Origin of the sequence: Mesorhizobium sp. M0800 (genome assembly GCF_040320095.1) — a bacterium.
Classification (GTDB): Bacteria; Pseudomonadota; Alphaproteobacteria; order Rhizobiales; family Rhizobiaceae; genus Mesorhizobium.
This window is the reverse complement of record NZ_JAMYOZ010000057.1, coordinates 1-17,464: the sequence shown is the minus strand read 5'-3', so window position 1 is coordinate 17,464 and position 17,464 is coordinate 1. Positions and strand designations below refer to the sequence as shown.

Genomic DNA, 17,464 nt, shown 5'->3' with positions numbered 1-17,464 from the left:
CGAGACTCTCGTGGGCGTTTGGTTGGGGGTGTGGTGTTTTTTAATAGTCTCTGTTGGGGGAAGCCCGGGCTTTGGCTTTAAGTTTGGGGGGGCGCCCCCTTCTTTGGGCGGCTCGCCCTTCCTGCTGCGGCTGGCCTCCGGCTCCTTCGGGCCGTTCGGTTATCCCGTCTGGGTGGCAATCGCCGCTGTGCTCGTGGCACATATCGCGCTCTACCACACCCGCTTCGGGGTGCATCTGCTGGCGACGGGCGGCCAAACCGAAAGTGCCCGCTCGCTCGGGATCCGGACCAACCGGGTCAAGATCGCCGCCTACACGATTTCCGGAGTCTGCGCCGGCATCGCCGCGCTGCTTCTGGTGGCCCGCATCGGCTCGGCCGAGCCGCTGATCAACACCAGCCTGCTGCTCAATTCGGTGGCGGCGGTGGTTCTGGGCGGCGTCAGCCTGTTCGGCGGGCGCGCCAGCATTCTCGGCCCGGCAATCGGTGCGCTGATGCTCACTGCCCTCGTCAACGGGCTGACGCTGCTTAGCGTTTCGGCCTTTTACCAACCGCTCGCCGTGGGTGCCATCGTGGTGCTGGCAGCCCTGATCATGCGGTATCAGAAATGAGCGCCGTCAATCACACCCGGTCGTCCGACGCGATCCTCACCTGCGAAGGGCTGAGCAAGCATTTCGGCGGCATCCGGGCCTTCACCGATGTCGCCTTTCAGGCCCGTCGCGGCGAGGTCACCGCGGTGATCGGCGACAATGGCGCCGGCAAGTCGACGCTGATACGCTGCCTGGTCGGGGTGCACGTGCCGGACGCCGGAAACATCGTCTTCGACGGCCGGCCGCGCCCCTTCGCCAATCCCGACGATGCGCGCAAGGCCGGCATAGAAACGGTTCACCAGAACCTGGCGCTGATCGACGAACTGACCGTCGCGCAGAACCTTTTCCTCAACCGCGAGATCGTGCGCCGGATCGGACCCTTCGCCCTGCTCGACCGCAAGGCCATGAAGCAGCAGGCTCGCGCCATGCTCTCGCGCCTGTCGATCAACATGCCCTCGGTCAGCCAGCGCGTGCGGCGGCTGTCGGGCGGACAGCGGCAGGCGATCTCGATCTGCCGTGCTGCCGGCTCCGGCGCCAAGCTGGTGGTGATGGACGAACCGACCGCGGCCCTTGGGGTGCAGGAAACCGCCAATGTCGAAGCCCTGATCCGGCGCCTGCGCGAGCAGGCGGTGAGCGTCATCCTGGTCAGCCACAATTTCGATCAGGTGCGGCGTCTGTCCGACCAGATCTGGGTGATGCGGGCCGGACGGATGGTGGCCACGGTGCGTGCCTCGGAGACCACCGGCAACGAGCTCGTCGCGCTCGTCACCGGCGCGGCGTGACGGCGGGCACACTAACCAGCGAGGGACGACGTGATTGAGTTCAAAGGGAGTTTGCGATGGCAGTAATCCGTGTCGGACTTGTGGGTCTAGGAGAGGTTGCGCAGTCGATCCATCTGCCGGTGCTGAGCGATCAGCGCGACCGCTGGTTGATATCCGGCGTTTATGACGTTTCGGCGAGCCTGGTGGCGCTGTGCCGGTCCGAATATCCAACCGCCGCTGCCTTCGATTCCGCCGAGGCACTGATCAATTCACCTGACATCGACGCGGTTTTTATCCTCTCGTCCGATGACACCCACAGCCGCTTCGTGCGTGCCGCCATCCAGGCGAACAAGCATGTGTTGCTGGAAAAGCCGGCCTGCCTGACGGTGCGCGAGATCGACGAGCTGCTGGCGCTGACGCCGAATTACGCCAAGACGATCTTCGTCGGTTACATGAGGCGCTATGCTCCGGCCTATCTGGCGGCGATTGAGGAACTGCCCGACTTCGCTGACATCACCCATGTCCGCATCTTCGACCTGATCTCCGAAGGCCGGCATTTCCTGAAAAAGAGCCAGAATGTCCTCTATCCCCAGGACATCGAGCCGGACTTGCTGGCGCGCGGCGCCAGGGAACGCGAAGCGCTGATCCGTGAAGTGGTGGGTATTGATGCCCCCGCCGATCTGGTGCGGGCCTATCGGGGCCTGACGGCGCTCTCCTCGCACCACATTTCGGCGATGCGGGGACTGCTCGGCGAACCGGCTCGCGTGCTGGCGGCGCACCGCACCAATGGCGGCGCCAATACCAGCGTGACATTCGACTACGGACATTTCGCCGCCTGCTACGACGCGGTGGTCGACGATCTCGGCCTGTTCGACGCCATGATCGAGGTGCGCTCGAACACCAAGCGGGTCCGCATCATCTACGCCACGCCCTATATCCGCAGCCTGCCGACGCGGCTGGAAGTGACGGAAACCGGCGTCGGCGGTCCTGTGACGCGGACATACGGGCCCCTCTATGGCGATGCCTTCTCCAATGAGCTCGAAAGCTTCCATCGCCACATCATGGACGGCACCAAACCTCTGACCGATCTCGCGGACTCTCGTCGCGACTTGGCGCTGATGGCGGAGATCATTGATCGCATGAAACAGACTACGGGGATTATGCGCTGAAGCTGCCCTTTTAGGGTAGATCCTACGAGGAGATTGCATTGGCTCCCGGCTGGCGGGTCTACGCTTTCCGGCTCGCGGTCTATCCGCCAACCATCAGCTTGACGACTTCGTCATGGTTGGTTTCCGATATCTTGCGCTCGCCGGCCTGGACGCCGCGCCGCAGCACGATGATGCGGTCGGACACGGCGAAAATATCCAGCAAATTGTGCGAGATGAAGATTACGCCCCTGCCTTGGGCCTTGAGTTGGTGGATGAGCGAAATGACCTTGCGCTGCTCCGGTACGCCGAGGGCCGCGGTCGGTTCGTCCATGATCAGGATCTGCGCGTCCCAATAGACGGCCCGGCCGATGGCAACAGCCTGCCGTTGACCGCCGGAGAAATTGCTGACCGGGGCATCGAGCCGGCTCACATGGAAATCCAACCGCCCCATGGTCTTCTTGGCGGCGACGGCCATGGCCTTGCGATCGAGCACCGGCAAGAAGCCGAAGGCCTTGCGCATGGGTTCACGGCCGAGAAAGATATTGGCGCCGATGGACAAATTGTCGGCGAGAGCGAGATCCTGATAGATAGTTTCGATGCCTTTTTCGCGCGCCTCATGCGGCGTCGCAAATGTCACCGGCTGACCCCTCAGCAGAATTTCACCGCCCGTCGGCTGAAAGACGCCCGATATCGCCTTGATCAGCGTCGTCTTGCCGGCGCCGTTGTCGCCCGCCAGGGCCACCACTTCGCCCGGCCGCACGACCATGGAGAAATCGTTGAGCGCCCGGACGGCGCCGAAGTGCTTGGAAAGGTTCCGGACTTCCAGGAGGGGAGTGGTCTGGCCTGGGCTATTCATCCTGACGGGCTCCACTGAACCGGCGCTGCGCCTGGTCGATGAGAACGGAAATGATGATGACGACGCCGACGGCGATGAACTGCCAGAAGGGCTCGACATTGACGAAAACCAGCCCGTACTGAATGACCGCGATCACCAGCGCACCGGCGACCGTCCCGAAGATCGTGCCCGATCCACCGAACAGGCTGGCGCCGCCGATCACGACGGCTGCGACGCTGTCGAGCAGCAACGGCTCGCCGGCCTGGGCCGCGCCAGCGGTGAAGCGCGCTGCATAGAGGGCACCACCGAGGCCTGCGCACATCGCCGAAAGCACATAGAGGCGCAGGATATGGCCTCTGATGTCGATGCCGGCACGACGAGCCGCCTGCACATTGGCGCCGATGGCGTAGTTGTGCTGGCCGAACCGGGTCTGGCTCAAGATGTAGTGCATCGCGACGACGAAAACGGCTGCAATGACGACGAGATAAGGCACACCGTAGAACCTGCCGTTGCCGAGCAGCGCGAACCAGGAATTCTGGACCGGCACCGTCGTGCCGCCGGCGAGCAGGAAAGCAGCGCCGCGCGCCACGCCAAACATGCCAAGCGTGCCGATGAAGGGCGGAATTCTGAGGCGCGAGATCAGCAAGCCGTTGATCATGCCAGGGACTCCCGCGACGATCACGGCCGCCAGAATGCCCACCATCATGGCCAGAGGCACCGGCATGGCGGCGCCAACCAGATTCGTGGCATGGGCCGCGACAACAGCAGCAAGGCCCATGATGAAGCCCAGCGAGAGGTCGATGCCTCCCGAAATGATGACGAATGTCTGTCCGGTCGCAAGCAGCAACGGCGCCACGGCAAATATCGCAATGGATTGCACGTTGAACGGGTTGAGCACGAAGGTCGCGCCGAAGGAGGCCCTCGACCAAACCTCGAAACAGATGATCAGGCCGGCGAGAAACAGCCAGGCGCGCCCTTCGGCGATGCGTCCGAGCCAGGTCCTGGCCGGATCACCATGGTCGGCCTGAGGGGCGACATGGGTTTCGCTCTGCTCGGTTGGTGATGTTGAAGTCATGGATACATCCGATCCGCAGCGCGGTCTCCGTCAACAGGGTCCCAGAGACCCGGCGCAGGTCTCCTCCCGGCAAGCCGGAAGGAGACCAAGCTGGTTGGCATCATTCGGAATAGAGGTACTTCGAGATATTCGGGTCCGCGATGTTTGACTTGTCCATGATCGTAAAGCCGGTGCCGATCGCAACCGGGATCGACTGGCCGGTCAGGTGGGCATAGGCCGAAACGACACCAAAATAGCCGATCTCGGCCGGATGTTGGGCAATCGCAACGTCCACCAAGCCGGTGTTGATGTTGTCGACGATGCTCACCGGTGCGTCGAACGCGACGACCTTGATGGTGCCGCTTTGCCCTGCCTGCTTGACGCCGTTCGCCGCGCCGATCGCCGAGAACAGATTTGCACCGAACACACCAACGAGATCGGAGTTGCGCGCGAACGTCGCTTGGAGCTGCGAGGCAGCCTTGTTGGCGTCGTCGTCATTGAACTGCGTCTCGAGCACGGTGATGTCCGGATGCTTCGCCATTTCCTTCTTGAAGCCCTCTTCACGCTGATCAGTGGTCGAAATGCCGGGCTTGACGTTCGAAACATAGACCTTGCCCTTGCCGCCAATGGCCTTGACCAATGCCCGCGCGGCGATCTCGCCGCCCAGAATGTTGTCGGAAGCAATATAGGACAGCGGGAAATCCGCCTCACCGGCACCGGTCTGGTAGACGCCGCTGCCGATGAAAGTGTCGACGGTGATCACCGGGATGCCGGCATCATTGGCCTTGCGGAGCGGCTCGACCAATTGAACCTTGTCGGTTGGCGCGATCAGGATCGCGTTTGGCTTCTTAGCGATGACCGCGTCAAGCACGGGAACTTGCGTTACCGGATTGAAATCCGAAGCGCCCTGGAACACCAGGGTCACGCCAAGGGCATCGGCCGCCGCCTGGGCGCCTTTGCGCATGGTGATGTAGAAGCCGTCGGTGGTAAGGCCCGGAACGAGAGCAATGGTGAACTTCTTGTCCTGCGCCAAAGCGGGCGTGATCAGCGCCGTTGCGCAGATGGCGAGAGCCGCCAGGGCGGCAACGATCTTCTTCATAACATCCTCCTCATAATGTTGGCAGATTTGCCGTTGCGATTGATATCGGGAATGGCCGTCAATCTGTCAGGCTACAAATCGTAATGCGCTGACGGCCGGGAAACGGGTTTCGCCTGCTTGCTGTTACGGGCAGGTCCTCCCAAGGCGCCCCAGTCATTAGATCAGCCAGTCGAAACCGACCAGCCCTGATGCCCGCAGTCCCATTTCCTCACATCCGCAAGGTCCAGAGAACCGCGCCGCTCGGCGCGCATGCGCGCCTAGCTGTAAGGTTGTAACACTTTGCTGAAAGAAGTTGCAACCGGGTACTTCCCTGGCCGGAACGCTTTTCAAACCGGACAACATCTGTCTGCTCCGCAGGGCCCGCACGGCAGACTATTGCCCCCAAGTCCCTGACGAGACAACAGGCGATTTCGCAGCGCCAGGGTCACGGACCGCGTGGCGTCGATCGGTTCAGGATCGATCAGGCGCGCCGGATGTCGCGCATCCGCCTTCTATCGAGGCACGAGAGCCACGAGGATGGCTTGCGCCGTTTTCGTGTCCGTTATCAGGGCATTGATGAGTCTCGCGCGGACGGCACCGATGATGGCCGTCGCCTTCTCCTGCGAGGCGGCAACGCCGATGACCAAGGGGACGGCTCGAAGCTGGGCCGGCGACATTGCGATCATCCGGCCCTCCCCTTCCCACGGGATAAGGGTGCCTTCGGCGTCGAAGTAATGGCGGATGACGTCTCCAGCCGCATGAAACAGGGCCTGTTCGCTCAATGTGGCCGCGCTCGCCTCGGGCGGGTTGATGGCATGGGGCAGGCCGATGCCGACGATCGCAACGTCGGTCCGGTCCCAAAGCGCGACGCTGTCGCGGATGGCCGCATCGCCAAGGAAGACCTCACGCAATTCGGTGGACGGCAGATAGGGCGCATGAATGAAATGCGGTGTCCCGCCGAACTCTTCGGCGGCCAGCCGTACAAACTCGTTGATCTGGAAATGCGCCGCCTGCTGCTGCATGCCGCCGGTGGCAGCGACGGTAAGGACCCCGGGAATGCGCGGTAGGCCTGCCCGGATCACCTCGCGGATGGCTCGCCCCCAGCCGACGGCAACCACCGAGCCGGACGTCAGTTCCGCTTGCTTGAGCAAGGCGCCGAGCGGTGCGGCGAGCGCCGTCAGCGCCCCGGCTGCTGGCGTTTCGACGACCGCGGCGTCGCGCAGCCCCAACCCGTCAATCAACTGCCTGGTGATGTCCTCGGGCGTCACAAGGTCGAGAACCTCGATCCGCACGATGCCCTCTGCCCTCGCCCGCTGCAGCAAACGCGATATGGTGGCGGTGGAGACACCGAGCCGGCGCGCGATATCGACCTGCGGCATCTCCGCCTCGTAGTGCATTTTGGCGACCGTATGCAGCATCGTCCGCGATGCGGCCGCGTCTTGTACGGGAGGGACAGACAGCTTGCAATTCCTTTCAGCAATGTGTTACAGACCCATCAACCGATGGGAGTTATCGCGCAATTCCGGCAGACTCGCAACTCGGGTTCGTTTCCACCGAACGTTGCGGCCAAGCCAGATTTCCCGGTTCGATAGCGCATCAAAGCGGCAAACCTTCCTGCCGGCGGGCAGGCAAAAACTGAACATTTCTTGTTCCACGGATCTGCGCCTTGGTGAATGGGCGCCAACATCGGACAAAAGACCATGACAAAGATGACGACAGCGGAGTTGCGGGGCTATCAGCAGATATGCGGCAAGGACGGGGCCATGATGGCCATCGCCTGTGACCAGCGCGGCGGCATGCGGACCTTGTTGGCGTCGGACCCTGCCGAACAGGCCAAGATCACCAACGACATGCTCGGCGACACCAAGGCGGACATCACGCGATACCTCGCCAGCCAGGCATCCTGCGTGCTGCTCGACCCGCTCTGCGCGGTGCCGCGGGTTGTCGATGAAGGGGTGCTGAACCGAGATACGGCTCTGCTCATCGGCCTCGACGCCTCGGGCTTCGACGTCTCGCCCGCCGGCTACCGCCTGTCGCGCCTCGTCCCCGACATCGACGCACGCCGCGTCCGCGAACTCGGTGGCACCGGCGGCAAGATCATGGTCTATCTCAGGGCCGACAGACCGGAGGCGAACGAGCATAACGTCGCCATTCTGCGCCAGTGCATCGCCGACTTCGGGGAAGAGGACCTGCTGCTCGTCGTCGAATTCCTGACCTACCAACTCGAAGGCGAAAGCCTCGAAGATCATGCGGCCAAGATCCCCTGGCTTGTCGAAGAGGGCACACGGATATCGCTGGAATGTGGGGCAAAGGTCCTCAAGCTTCCTTATCCCGGAACGCCGGAAGCCTGCGCCAGGATCACCAGCATGGCTGGCGAGGTGCCGTGGGCGGTCCTCTCCGCCGGCGTCAACCACACGACCTTCCTGGGCCAGGTCGAGATCGCGATGAAGAACGGCGCGTCAGGCGTGATCGCCGGCCGGTCGCTGTGGAAGGACTGCATCTCGCTGGACCGCGATATTCAGCGTGAAAGGCTTAAGACCATCGCAGTGTCGAGATTGCACGAGCTTCAGGCAGTGATCGGAAACTACCGGCAGAAAGCCGCTTAGCCATTCGCCGTTCACACCGGGCACACACGGGACGTCATGCCTCATAGTTCGATGGCCATCGGGATCGATATCGGCGGCACCAATCTGCGCGCCGCCCGCATTTCCGGCACAGGCGAAATCCTTGACCGCATGTCGGAAAAGAGCGCGCTGGACCCGGCGCTCATGCTCTCCCGGATCGCCGAGATGGCGCGCCGGCTCGATTCTCCAGAGGTTGCCGCCATCGGCATCGGCGTCCCGGGACGCGTCGATGCGCGGCGTCGCGCCGTCTTGTCCGGAGGCTATGTCAACCTCGCCTCGGTCTCCCCGGCACAACGGCTGGAAAGCCTGGCGGGCAAGCCCGTCGTGATCGACAACGATTGCAACATGGCACTGGTCGCCGAGATGGCTCGAGGCGCCGCCATGGGTCACGAAAACATCGTGATGTTCACCATCGGCACCGGCATTGGCGGCGCCGTCGTACAGGACCGGCGGATCGTGCGCGGCAAGGGGACGGCGGGGCAGCTCGGCCATATCGCCGTCGACATCAACGGCGAAGCCTGCGTCTGCGGCCGGCGCGGCTGCGTTGAAACCACCAGCTCCGGTACAGCACTTGGCCGTCACATCTCACGCGCAGGCCTCGGTCCGGATATCTCGGTCGATCAGCTTTTCGCCCGGGATGCGAGCGGCGACACGCCGGTGCGCGGGATACTGGAAGCCTGGGCCAGACCGTTGCGTGCGGCAATCGATACAGCGGTGGCGATGTTCGCCCCCGATCTGGTGCTGCTCGGCGGCGGACTTGGCCAGGCGGCCCATCAGGCGCTTGCCAAGGCTCCGGCCTTGGCTCCCTGGTACCAATGCCCTGTTGAACCGGCGCAACTCGGCGACGACGCCGGCGTCATCGGCGCCGGTCTGCAAGCGCTGGCAGGGCAGGCGGCGGTTACGGCCTCGCCGGTGACCTCGCCATCCCCTGGACTCAACCCGGGCCGGCGTGCCGTGCCCGGCCAGCGCGCCGTGCTCGTCAACGGCATCCCCGCCAGCGGCAAAAGCACGGTCTCGCGCGGTATCGCCGACCGCCTAGGGTGGCCATTGCTTACGCTCGATACCATTAAGAACCCGTTCCTCGAAGTGCTCGGCGGCGGCGATCGTGAATTCAACCGCTCGCTCGGTCGCGCCAGTTATGAAGCCATCTGGTCGGTCGTCGGCGAAGCTCCCGCGGGCACAACAGTTGTCGTCGATGCCTGGTTCGGCTTCCAGCCGCGCCAGGTGCTTGAGGATCACCTGCGAAGGGCTGGTGTCGAGCGGACCGCCGAAATCTGGTGTCATGCACCCGGCGAGGTTCTTGCCGAGCGCTATCGCGCACGGCTCGACCAGCGTCCCGCTGGCCACCCCGGGGCGGCCTATGTCCCCGAGCTGATCGAGCTGGCCAAGCGCGCCGAGCCGCTGCGGCGTGGACCGCTCTTTGATGTCGATACGACGAAACCAATCGCTTTCGATGCCATCACGCAATGGCTGCGGGCGACGATTGACACATAGGCAGGCGAAGCTTGCGCGCCTGAAATGATGATCCGCGCGCGACTTGTCCGCGGCGTGATTCACTCGTGCTCTTGATTTTGATGCTGGGAGCGGAAGCTCGCGCTGGATCGAGGTGACATGGATGACCACGCCCGAGCCTTGCTCCATCATCATCGGCAACAGGGCAGATCAAGCAGGGTTCATCGGCTTCGCGCGAGGATGATTTGGAACGACGGGAAGACCAAAGACGTTCGTGCATATTGCATCCGCCAGCCACAGGTCTAACGCTTGCTATTCTCAGTAGTTCGAGGCGTACCATGTTTCGCAACTCGGGCATCATTTCTCTGCCTCGTCCGCTTGAGCGTCGTGTGGACACTCTTGCCCAGTCGTTCATGCGCCAGCGGCTCGGATCTCAGATGGACTTCTCGACGCCGGAAGGCGAGCCGGCGCTGTTACCACCCAACTCGGTGTCCTGGCGCATTTTTAAGAACCCTGTTGCGGTGTTCATCGGCGGGGTAACGGCGGTGCTGCTCGAATTGGCAGAGCCGCGGGTTCGCGACGCCATTTGGCAGCACAGCAGCTTCCGCTCTCTCGCGCTCCGACGGTTACAGCGTACGGGCCTCGCTGCCTTGGTCACGGTCTACGGCCCCCGATCCAAGGCTAAGGCCATGATTGAAGATGTGGTCAGGATGCATGGGCGCGTTTCAGGTCGAACCAGCGAAGGCGAGCCATACCACGCCACCGACCCGGAGCTGCTGGACTGGGTGCAAGCGACGGCCGGGTTTGGTTTCATGGAGGCCTATCACATCTATGTGCATCGTCTGCATTTTTTCGAACGGGACGCGATGTTTGCTGAGGCTCGCCCCGTCGCACTTCTCTATGGGGCCGTCGGCGCGCCCACGTCTCAGGCCGAGCTTTACGCGCTGTTCGACGTGATGAGGCAAAGACTCGTCGCGTCGCCGATCGTCTCGGAGTTCCTGCAGATCATGGAAGAAGTTCCCGCCTTGCCGGGAGTTGCTCGACCCCTTCAGCGGCCGCTTCTGAAGGCGGCCGTCGAGATCCTACCCCAATGGGTCCGCAAGCGGTTGGAACTCGGCGACCGCTGGACCTTGAAGCCGTGGGAGCGTGCTGTTGTGAAGACGACGGCTGCAATTTGCGACAGCACCGCGCTTCATTCATCACCAGCCGTCCAGTCGTGCCGCCGCCTCGGCCTTTCCGAGAGCTATCTCTATCGCCGAACGGCATCCGAAAACCTACACAGAACCGGACAGTGTTCCTTGACCTAAATGTCAGGCCCGCGTCGTGCAGACGTTCAGCTTCTAGTTAACGCGTCTTGAAGGCACGAACTCGATAGCCCACTGGACGGTGGGGCGTGACGGAGGCCCGCCAAGCAGATGCGAACAAACTACCGGACGGCTGCCGGCAACAGTGAAGCCGTCGTACCGTCAAAACCGGCATGGGCCGGCTCGTGGCCGGAGCCGCCGCCCGAGATGACCGTGTAGCCCTTCTCGGTGACTGTCAAAGTCACGATCCTGATCCGCGGGTCAAAGAGCGCCTCCAGCAGCTGAGCGGGGCCCTCCGGTGCGACAAGAATATGGCCGATAGAACCGACTATCCGAAGGCTCGTCTGTTCATCTTGACGACTGACAACTGTGTACAAACCATCTTGGGGAGCAAGCGCGTCCCGCGTGTCCGAACTCCGGGGGAGGCTGCAATGATGCCCCAATCGAGTTGTCCCGCGGCCAAGCAATCACCGATAGATTGCCTGATGGGCCCTGTGGAAGTTGCCGATACCGAGATGCACATTCCGGGCGTCACACTCCGTCGATCGTACCGATGAATTTGGACACCGGCTGATGCGAGCGCCAAATTGGCGTAAGAACGACGATTTTCCATTGTATGCAGCTCAATCGAAATGGAGACCACCGTTCATGTCGATAACCTCACCCGTGATGAACCCGGCTAGAGGTGACGCGAGGAATGAAACGGTGTGGGCGACTTCTTGAGGTTCGCAAAATCGCCCGACCGGGATTTCATGGCTCAATCCTGCGACGCAGGAGCCATGATTCATGGCGCTGGCTTGCGTTGGGCTGTGCGCTTGGCGCGCGGAGAAGCGAGGGGGAAAGCCTTCCTGCTTCCCCGACGCGATCGGCAACTTGTCTGCAGCCGGACCGAACGATCGCAGCGACACTTGCCTGCTTGATATTTACACGGAATGAGGTTTGTTGGCGGAGTAACGAATTATTTGCCTGGATTGGCAAATAGACAGCCTATCCGTTTTCAAAGCGCCCTTTGGACAAGAGGAAATTCGATGACCGTTTCTCCAGACCCAAGCGACCAGGCTGACCTCGTATCAATCACCGCCGACATCGTTTCCGCCTACGTTTCGAACAATCCGCTGCCGGTCGGCGAGTTGTCGAAGCTGATCGGGGACACCTACGTCGCTTTGCAAGGGATCGGCACACCTGTCGCTTCGACCGCAGCCAAACTGGAGCCGGCGGTGTCGATCAAGAAGTCAGTGTCACCTGATTTCATCATATGCCTGGAAGACGGGAAAAAGTTCAAATCTTTGAAGCGGCATATTGGAACGCATTACAATCTGAGTCCGGACGAATACCGGCAGAAATGGAACCTGCCCTCCGACTATCCGATGGTGGCGCCGAACTACGCAGCCACCCGCTCGGCCCTGGCGAAATCAATAGGCCTGGGACGCAAGGCGGCAGCGCCAGAAACAGCTGCGGCAGAAAAACCAAAACGAGCTGCTCGCGCGGCAGCAGCGACAACAGCCGCAACGGCAGTCAAGTCGCCGGTGAAGAAGGCGCGCAAGACACCCGTCAAAGCGTAGCGCGCTGACCTGACAGAGGTGCCAGGCAATGCGGAACTTGAAATGGCGAAGCCCCGCCTTGCGATGGGGCTCCGTCGTAAGCCGAATCACTCTGCGGTGCGGCGGGACCAGATGAGCGAGAACTCGCCCTCGGGGGCGGTCTCGACCAGGCTCGCATAGATCGGAGCGGGGAAGCTGGGATCGTCGAGCTTGACGGAGTGATAGTCGCGGCCCTCGCGCGAGATCTTCTTCCATGCCGCCCCGAACTCGATGGCGCCGGCGAAGATGCGGAACTCCGGACCGTTTTCGTTGTCGCCGTCGGTCGGGGCGAACGTCACCGTTTTGACGTTGAGGTTGAGGGTCTTGACCGAGCCGGAGAAGCCGTTCGCGGTGCGCGAGAATGTGCCGATCGTAGCCATTGTGGTGGTTCCTTCTGTTTTCTCCGGCCGCGCTCATCGCGGCCTCACACGAGGGACCACTCGTCAAGCTGTGGTTCGAAGCTGCTGAGTGGCTCGGTTTTGGGAACGACGCCCCGCCGGATACGGGGCGTCGTATCGAAGGTGCTCAGTCGCCGTTGCGGCGATTCGGTCGTGACCAGATGAGGCTGTAGCCCTGGTCGTTCTCGTCCTCGACAAGGTTGGCGTAGATCGGAGCGGTGAAGCTGGGATCATCGAGCTTGAGACCCAGGTAGTTGCGGCCCTCATTGGACTGCTTGGACCAGGCGGCGCCGATTTCGATCCGGCCGACGAAGACCCGATGGCTGGGAGCGTTTTCGCCGCTGGAGCGCGTATCGGGAATGATACGGACCTTCTTGGCCTGGAGCGAGAGGGTGACGATCTCGCCGTTGAACTCGTTATCGCCGGACTGCTGGAAGTTACCGATGGTAGCCATTGTCGTTCTCCTGACTGGTTTGCTCGAAGCCGCCCTATGCGGCCCCGATAGCGGTCTTGAGGCGACGGTTTGGCCGACTGCATCCTATGGGCCGCAGCGTTAGCGGAGGACGGCGGCAGCCGAGCTTGTTGCCCCGCGAGGAATGCGGCAGGGCCGCAGGGGAAGAAGATCGGTGAAGCCGTTGCAGGTCAAGGCCGGGCCGGTGCCAGACCAGCCAGAGGAGAGGCCGTATAGGGAGGTCCCCAGCATCAATTTCACGAGAACGACGCTGGTTATCGGTCCTTCTGCCGTGCATTCGGCACAAGCGGTGCGATCCGTCCCGCTACATGAACCTGAGGTCTGAGCCCATTTCCTGATCCGCGCTGATGCACGTATCAACCTCACATCCGGTCGCCGCCCGCACGGCTGCACCATAATCCCGCCTGCGGCGGCAAGGGCTCAGGAGGACGAGACCAGTCTCGATGACGCGTCAAAGCCATGCCGCAATGCGGTCGTCCACCTGGTTCCGGCGGGGCCGATCAGGCCCTGGCCGAACTGGAATGCGGTCAGATCGTCATGGTCTCACAAACGCTCCTTCCTTGCGGGTGGCGGAGGAGTTGTGTGGCCTCATGAGGGTTGAACGAATGCTTCGGGCAAGTTTGCATGCCAGCTCCGCCGACTGAACCAAGTCCGGAGATTCCATATCGACGCTTGGGTTGGACGCTCGCGCCAGCCGGAACCAACTGCCACGACGAGCGGTTTACCAATCGAAGGGACTGCAATGGATGCAGGATAATGGAATTTTTGGAAATGGAACTGGCGAGAGCCCGACAGCGGCTCAACGGAGCGGAGCTTTCCCTTAAACGTGCGAATGAAATGCTGGATGAAGACTGCGGCGTCGGCATCAATATCGCGCTGTGCAGCAGGATACGAGCTGCGCAACGGCGCGTGGTGGAGGCCAGATCGCGGTTGACGAGGATCGATCCCCACCAGCGCTGACGGAGTTCGCACAGGTTGAACCATCCGGGCCCTGAAAGCCTTTGGATCCGCCGCTGCTCCATGTCGTCACGGCTAGCGCCTCAGACCGCGCAGCAATATGTGATGGCCGGCCTCTCATTCGTCACGGCCCTCCGCCCAGCTCTTTGCGAGCGTAAGGTCGGACAGCGGAACGAAAGCCGGATTCGCGAATTCTAGCGCTAGACAATTGGAATTGTCGCCCATGAGGCTCGCGACCCTCCACCTTGAAACTGCGAGATACGGCGATGTATATCGCGCCGCCAGGCTCGCGCGACTGACGCGGCAAATGATCCGGCACATCAAGCGCACTGACACTTCGGCTCAAAAAGTCGAGCAAGCGCTGGCTAGGTTGGCCGAAGTAAACGCGCCCATGGGCCGGCTCATGCTGCATCAGTAAGGCCGCCACGCTCATGCCCGCCTCCGCATCGGCATGATGTGCGGCGGGTTGTTCGGTTACTGCATGTGGCGTTCCCTCCACATCCGTTTCGCAATGCCGGGGATGGCACTGATGATCGTGGCGATCGGGCGCTCGCTGCCCAGTCGAGTAGATCGAGGGCTGGGTCATGATTTCGTTTCTTCGTGCTGCATCACTCCGCTGGTCCTTAATCGGTTGTTCTTTGCGAGACTTATGTAACATCGTGCCAGCGCCGTTCAGCGCATCGTTGCCGCCACGGCCTCGGATGATGTCGGCGACATCGAAAGAGCCGAGCCGTTGGTGCAGCCCAGTTCGCTGCTACGGTCAATGATCCTGGTCGGCGGCAGACTTAAAAGCGCTGAAGGGTGGCTAGAATGTATCTCCACGCACCTACGAGAACGTCTTCCCCTTTCCGGGTGACTTTACGGCTTCCTCATCATCGTCCGACTCGTACTTTCGAGTTCGTGACGCTGGATCCTGGGTGCTGTCAGGCCGCATGCCGGCGATAGCAAAAGAACGCCCCCTCAATAGTGGGTCTTGCGATGTAGCGGTCTCCCACCCTCAAATTCCAAACAATTCTCTGTTGGAATACAGCGCGCTCTGAAGCCCAGGATGGCGCCGAAAGCTGTTTGCTGGGCCGTGCGCCAAATCAGCCGAATTGCTCTCTAGAAAGCCGTTCTTCTCCATACCTCTGTGCTACGCTATTGAGCACACAGGTTGGCGATCTCAATGAATTCAAGTGCTTGGCGCATAGCGCCTAGCATCGAGTTTGCGGCCTGCTGCGCTGGAGCGAGAGAACCCGACGACGAACGCGAACGCCCATCGACAGGTTTGAGAGATTTTGCTCCAGTGAGAGTATGATCCACGCCGCATAGACCGGTGTTATTTCCCCTGGCGATTCTTCCAAGAGATCGCGTCCTCAAGCCGGTCGTCACCCCAGAAAATCTCCTTGCCGACGACGAAAGTCGGCGAGCCGAAAATGCCGAGGCTCTTGGCTTGGTTCGTCGCGTCAACAAGCCCCGCCACGGCTTCTTCCGCGTCCGCGCGTGCCAGCACATCCTCCACATCGGCGCCGGCCTCCGTGATACTCTGGCTGATGTTCGGCTCATTTCCGGCAGGAAGTCCTTCTTCGATCCATCGCCTGTAGCTTGCCCGGACATAGGCGGGACACCAGCCTTCTGCTGCCCCCACGATCGCTACACGGTTCGCCCGTTCCAGCTCCGCTAGAGGGTACGGCGCCGGGAGCTTCGGCGAGAGCCCGCGCATTTGCGAGCGCCGCTCGATGTCCCTCCACATATAGGCGGCCTTTGCCGGCTTGTTCACAAAGGGGACGTTGTTCATCTCGATCATCACCACCCGCACATTGAAGGGTTTCCAGACGAAACGAACGCCAGTCTGCTTCTCGACCTGCTCGATGCGCATGACCGACAGGTATGTGTAGGTGCTGCCTATTGAGAACCAGAAGTCGATGATTGGCATTACCTAAAACTCCAGAGCATGACCCGCCTTGTCGCCAGCGAGGTGTGCTCCCAACGCGGCGATCCCGCTCCCGACATTAAGGCAGGCCTGGCTTCATTGCCATTGTGGTTACCAATACGTCACCGGAAACCTGCGAGGCCAGGAAATTGCGAGCGTCGCGTATGTCCCGAGAGAACTCTGCATCTGCAAAGGGAACCAGGAGTTGCTCCAGCATCGAGCAGGGATAGAGCCCAGGGCTGGCCTCGTGTGCGAAACGCGCGAGATCTGTCGCGGCTCGAAGTTCCAACATTCGGGCGTCCTGCTGCCGCGCAACCTCCATTGCGGCGAGGAGGCTGGTTTCCACCCGGGAGAGGTCCGGCTGTGGTTGCTTCAGTGCCACCAGGCCATCGAGCCGATGAAGTTCAGCCAGCCAGAACTGCTCGCCCGACCGGCCAACGAAGGCGAAACCTTCCCGCACCGCAGCCTCTGCTGCCACCGTATTGCCGGCCTTCAGAAGGCATTCGGCAAGCTGCGCGACGAACACTGACTCGAATAGGTGAGCGTCGCGCGTTCGATTGGAATCGAGCGCCTGACGGATCGTCGCTATGTTCTCGTCGGTTGGCTCGCGCCGGGCTCGCACACATGCATGGCATAGAACGCCGTTTCGCTTCAGGTGCTCGACCTTCCGTTCGCCGCAATAGGTGACGAGCGCAACAGCATCGCTCTCGCAAGCGTCGAGATTGCCGAACAGAAATTGTGGCCGCACGATCGTGTAGAAGTTGCCTGCCGCGACGGTGTGAGCGTTGCCATGATTTAACAGCTCTGACCGCACCTGTTCACTGGATTTCGCGACGCCCTCGTACTGTCCCAGCAGAGCTAACGCCATTGTCTTCCAGTACAGGACGTTCAGGCCGGGGTCGATGCCAAACCAGGAGCTCAACACCTTCTGGCGGTCGGGGTCACGATATCTTTCAGCCGACTGCAGACTTTCCAGAGCCTCGCGAGAACGTCCGGTCAGGACCTGGGTCGTCCCGAGAAGCCGATAGGCGACCAACTTGAATGTCGGGTCGACCTGGCGGTCCGCAAACTCTACAATCTGCCGCGCTAGGGCGAACGCATCCTCCATCTTCCCCGCGAAATAGCTGCTCGCGCAAAGGCCATGCAGAACCGAGAAGCGTTGCAAGTCGGAACCGACGCCTGCGTCAAGCAGTGATTTGGCACTAGAGCCTTTCACGTTTTGATGGAAGCGTAGCCGGCGTTTGCGAAGTAGTTGTTGCATTCGGTTGCCTCGATCGTTTCAACGAGGTGGCCGATGTGGCGC

The 17,464-nt window shown here is 61.8% G+C and carries 18 protein-coding genes and 1 pseudogene; 8 read left to right on the top strand and 11 right to left on the bottom strand.

Annotated elements, in window-relative coordinates:
- From NKI18_RS32460 to NKI18_RS32450, 3 genes are all read left to right on the top strand, one after another.
- The coding region (locus NKI18_RS32460; protein WP_353021916.1) for an ABC transporter permease at positions 1-607 on the top strand (607 nt) is incomplete at its 5' end.
- Positions 604-1,368, top strand: a complete 765-nt coding sequence (locus NKI18_RS32455; protein ID WP_352620787.1) for an ATP-binding cassette domain-containing protein — start codon at positions 604-606, stop codon at positions 1,366-1,368. The genes NKI18_RS32460 and NKI18_RS32455, both read left to right, overlap by 4 nt.
- Before the next feature lie 56 nt (positions 1,369-1,424).
- On the top strand, positions 1,425-2,516 hold the full coding sequence (locus NKI18_RS32450; protein WP_352620786.1) for a Gfo/Idh/MocA family protein: 1,092 nt from the start codon (positions 1,425-1,427) through the stop codon (positions 2,514-2,516).
- Positions 2,517-2,595: 79 nt separating this feature from the next.
- On the opposite strand, the gene NKI18_RS32445 is transcribed toward NKI18_RS32450, so the two are convergent.
- The 4 genes from NKI18_RS32445 to NKI18_RS32430 form a co-directional block, all read right to left on the bottom strand.
- Positions 2,596-3,351 (bottom strand): ATP-binding cassette domain-containing protein, encoded by a 756-nt coding sequence (locus NKI18_RS32445; protein WP_023680286.1) that lies wholly within the window; start codon positions 3,349-3,351, stop codon positions 2,596-2,598.
- Positions 3,344-4,405, bottom strand: a complete 1,062-nt coding sequence (locus tag NKI18_RS32440; RefSeq protein ID WP_352620784.1) for an ABC transporter permease subunit — start codon at positions 4,403-4,405, stop codon at positions 3,344-3,346. The genes NKI18_RS32445 and NKI18_RS32440 overlap by 8 nt, the downstream gene beginning before the upstream one ends.
- A 100-nt stretch (positions 4,406-4,505) precedes the next feature.
- The gene (locus tag NKI18_RS32435; RefSeq protein ID WP_352620782.1) at positions 4,506-5,483 is read right to left on the bottom strand and encodes an ABC transporter substrate-binding protein; all 978 of its coding nucleotides are present in this window, start codon (positions 5,481-5,483) and stop codon (positions 4,506-4,508) included.
- Between the two features lie 491 nt (positions 5,484-5,974).
- Complete coding sequence (locus tag NKI18_RS32430) at positions 5,975-6,880, bottom strand: sugar-binding transcriptional regulator (RefSeq protein ID WP_352620780.1); 906 nt, start codon at positions 6,878-6,880, stop codon at positions 5,975-5,977.
- Positions 6,881-7,162: 282 nt separating this feature from the next.
- Here NKI18_RS32430 and NKI18_RS32425 point away from each other — a divergent pair, with 282 nt between their 5' ends.
- Positions 7,163-8,068, top strand: a complete 906-nt coding sequence (locus NKI18_RS32425; protein ID WP_352620778.1) for a tagatose-bisphosphate aldolase — start codon at positions 7,163-7,165, stop codon at positions 8,066-8,068.
- 36 nt (positions 8,069-8,104) lie between these two features.
- Entirely contained in the window at positions 8,105-9,580 is a 1,476-nt protein-coding gene (locus tag NKI18_RS32420) for an ROK family protein (RefSeq protein WP_352620777.1), read from the top strand.
- Between the two features lie 84 nt (positions 9,581-9,664).
- Here the strand turns inward: NKI18_RS32420 and NKI18_RS32415 are convergent.
- A pseudogene (locus NKI18_RS32415) lies at positions 9,665-9,745 on the bottom strand (short-chain dehydrogenase); the annotation flags it as partial.
- 131 nt (positions 9,746-9,876) lie between these two features.
- Here NKI18_RS32415 and NKI18_RS32410 point away from each other — a divergent pair.
- Positions 9,877-10,845: an oxygenase MpaB family protein gene (locus tag NKI18_RS32410; RefSeq protein ID WP_352620776.1), complete on the top strand. Its 969-nt coding sequence runs from the start codon at positions 9,877-9,879 to the stop codon at positions 10,843-10,845.
- 119 nt (positions 10,846-10,964) lie between these two features.
- On the opposite strand, the gene NKI18_RS33495 is transcribed toward NKI18_RS32410, so the two are convergent.
- The gene (locus NKI18_RS33495; protein ID WP_502894702.1) at positions 10,965-11,087 is read right to left on the bottom strand and encodes a hypothetical protein; all 123 of its coding nucleotides are present in this window, start codon (positions 11,085-11,087) and stop codon (positions 10,965-10,967) included.
- A 378-nt stretch (positions 11,088-11,465) separates the two neighbouring features.
- A complete protein-coding gene (locus NKI18_RS32400) occupies positions 11,466-11,630 on the bottom strand; it encodes an SDR family oxidoreductase (protein WP_352620821.1) in 165 nt (54 codons plus the stop codon).
- Between the two features lie 240 nt (positions 11,631-11,870).
- Here NKI18_RS32400 and NKI18_RS32395 point away from each other — a divergent pair, with 240 nt between their 5' ends.
- On the top strand, positions 11,871-12,404 hold the full coding sequence (locus NKI18_RS32395; protein ID WP_352620819.1) for a Ros/MucR family transcriptional regulator: 534 nt from the start codon (positions 11,871-11,873) through the stop codon (positions 12,402-12,404).
- A gap of 86 nt (positions 12,405-12,490) precedes the next feature.
- On the opposite strand, the gene NKI18_RS32390 is transcribed toward NKI18_RS32395, so the two are convergent.
- Together NKI18_RS32390 and NKI18_RS32385 are read right to left on the bottom strand one after the other, a co-directional pair.
- A complete protein-coding gene (locus NKI18_RS32390) occupies positions 12,491-12,802 on the bottom strand; it encodes a DUF736 domain-containing protein (protein WP_352620774.1) in 312 nt (103 codons plus the stop codon).
- Between the two features lie 145 nt (positions 12,803-12,947).
- Positions 12,948-13,274 carry a DUF736 domain-containing protein gene (locus NKI18_RS32385; RefSeq protein ID WP_352620773.1) on the bottom strand — a complete coding sequence of 109 codons (327 nt, stop codon included), beginning with the start codon at positions 13,272-13,274 and terminating at the stop codon, positions 12,948-12,950.
- A 774-nt stretch (positions 13,275-14,048) separates the two neighbouring features.
- Here NKI18_RS32385 and NKI18_RS32380 point away from each other — a divergent pair.
- Complete coding sequence (locus NKI18_RS32380) at positions 14,049-14,252, top strand: hypothetical protein (RefSeq protein ID WP_352620772.1); 204 nt, start codon at positions 14,049-14,051, stop codon at positions 14,250-14,252.
- A gap of 1,315 nt (positions 14,253-15,567) precedes the next feature.
- On the opposite strand, the gene NKI18_RS32375 is transcribed toward NKI18_RS32380, so the two are convergent.
- On the bottom strand, positions 15,568-16,164 hold the full coding sequence (locus tag NKI18_RS32375; RefSeq protein WP_023680039.1) for a 2-hydroxychromene-2-carboxylate isomerase: 597 nt from the start codon (positions 16,162-16,164) through the stop codon (positions 15,568-15,570).
- 76 nt (positions 16,165-16,240) lie between these two features.
- Complete coding sequence (locus NKI18_RS32370; RefSeq protein ID WP_353021904.1) at positions 16,241-17,326, bottom strand: hypothetical protein; 1,086 nt, start codon at positions 17,324-17,326, stop codon at positions 16,241-16,243.
- Positions 17,327-17,464 lie beyond the last annotated feature (138 nt).

Coding starts and splice junctions, on each gene's coding strand:
- NKI18_RS32435 (WP_352620782.1), bottom strand. CDS start 5,483: ATGAAGAAGATCGTTGCCGCCCTGGCGGCTCTCGCCATCTGCGCAACG.
- NKI18_RS32385 (WP_352620773.1), bottom strand. CDS start 13,274: ATGGCTACCATCGGTAACTTCCAGCAGTCCGGCGATAACGAGTTCAAC.
- NKI18_RS32390 (WP_352620774.1), bottom strand. CDS start 12,802: ATGGCTACGATCGGCACATTCTCGCGCACCGCGAACGGCTTCTCCGGC.
- NKI18_RS32375 (WP_023680039.1), bottom strand. CDS start 16,164: ATGCCAATCATCGACTTCTGGTTCTCAATAGGCAGCACCTACACATAC.
- NKI18_RS32410 (WP_352620776.1), top strand. CDS start 9,877: ATGTTTCGCAACTCGGGCATCATTTCTCTGCCTCGTCCGCTTGAGCGT.
- NKI18_RS32440 (WP_352620784.1), bottom strand. CDS start 4,405: ATGACTTCAACATCACCAACCGAGCAGAGCGAAACCCATGTCGCCCCT.
- NKI18_RS32395 (WP_352620819.1), top strand. CDS start 11,871: ATGACCGTTTCTCCAGACCCAAGCGACCAGGCTGACCTCGTATCAATC.
- NKI18_RS32455 (WP_352620787.1), top strand. CDS start 604: ATGAGCGCCGTCAATCACACCCGGTCGTCCGACGCGATCCTCACCTGC.
- NKI18_RS32445 (WP_023680286.1), bottom strand. CDS start 3,351: ATGAATAGCCCAGGCCAGACCACTCCCCTCCTGGAAGTCCGGAACCTT.
- NKI18_RS32420 (WP_352620777.1), top strand. CDS start 8,105: ATGCCTCATAGTTCGATGGCCATCGGGATCGATATCGGCGGCACCAAT.
- NKI18_RS32380 (WP_352620772.1), top strand. CDS start 14,049: ATGGAATTTTTGGAAATGGAACTGGCGAGAGCCCGACAGCGGCTCAAC.
- NKI18_RS32430 (WP_352620780.1), bottom strand. CDS start 6,880: ATGCTGCATACGGTCGCCAAAATGCACTACGAGGCGGAGATGCCGCAG.
- NKI18_RS32400 (WP_352620821.1), bottom strand. CDS start 11,630: ATGAATCATGGCTCCTGCGTCGCAGGATTGAGCCATGAAATCCCGGTC.
- NKI18_RS32450 (WP_352620786.1), top strand. CDS start 1,425: ATGGCAGTAATCCGTGTCGGACTTGTGGGTCTAGGAGAGGTTGCGCAG.
- NKI18_RS32425 (WP_352620778.1), top strand. CDS start 7,163: ATGACAAAGATGACGACAGCGGAGTTGCGGGGCTATCAGCAGATATGC.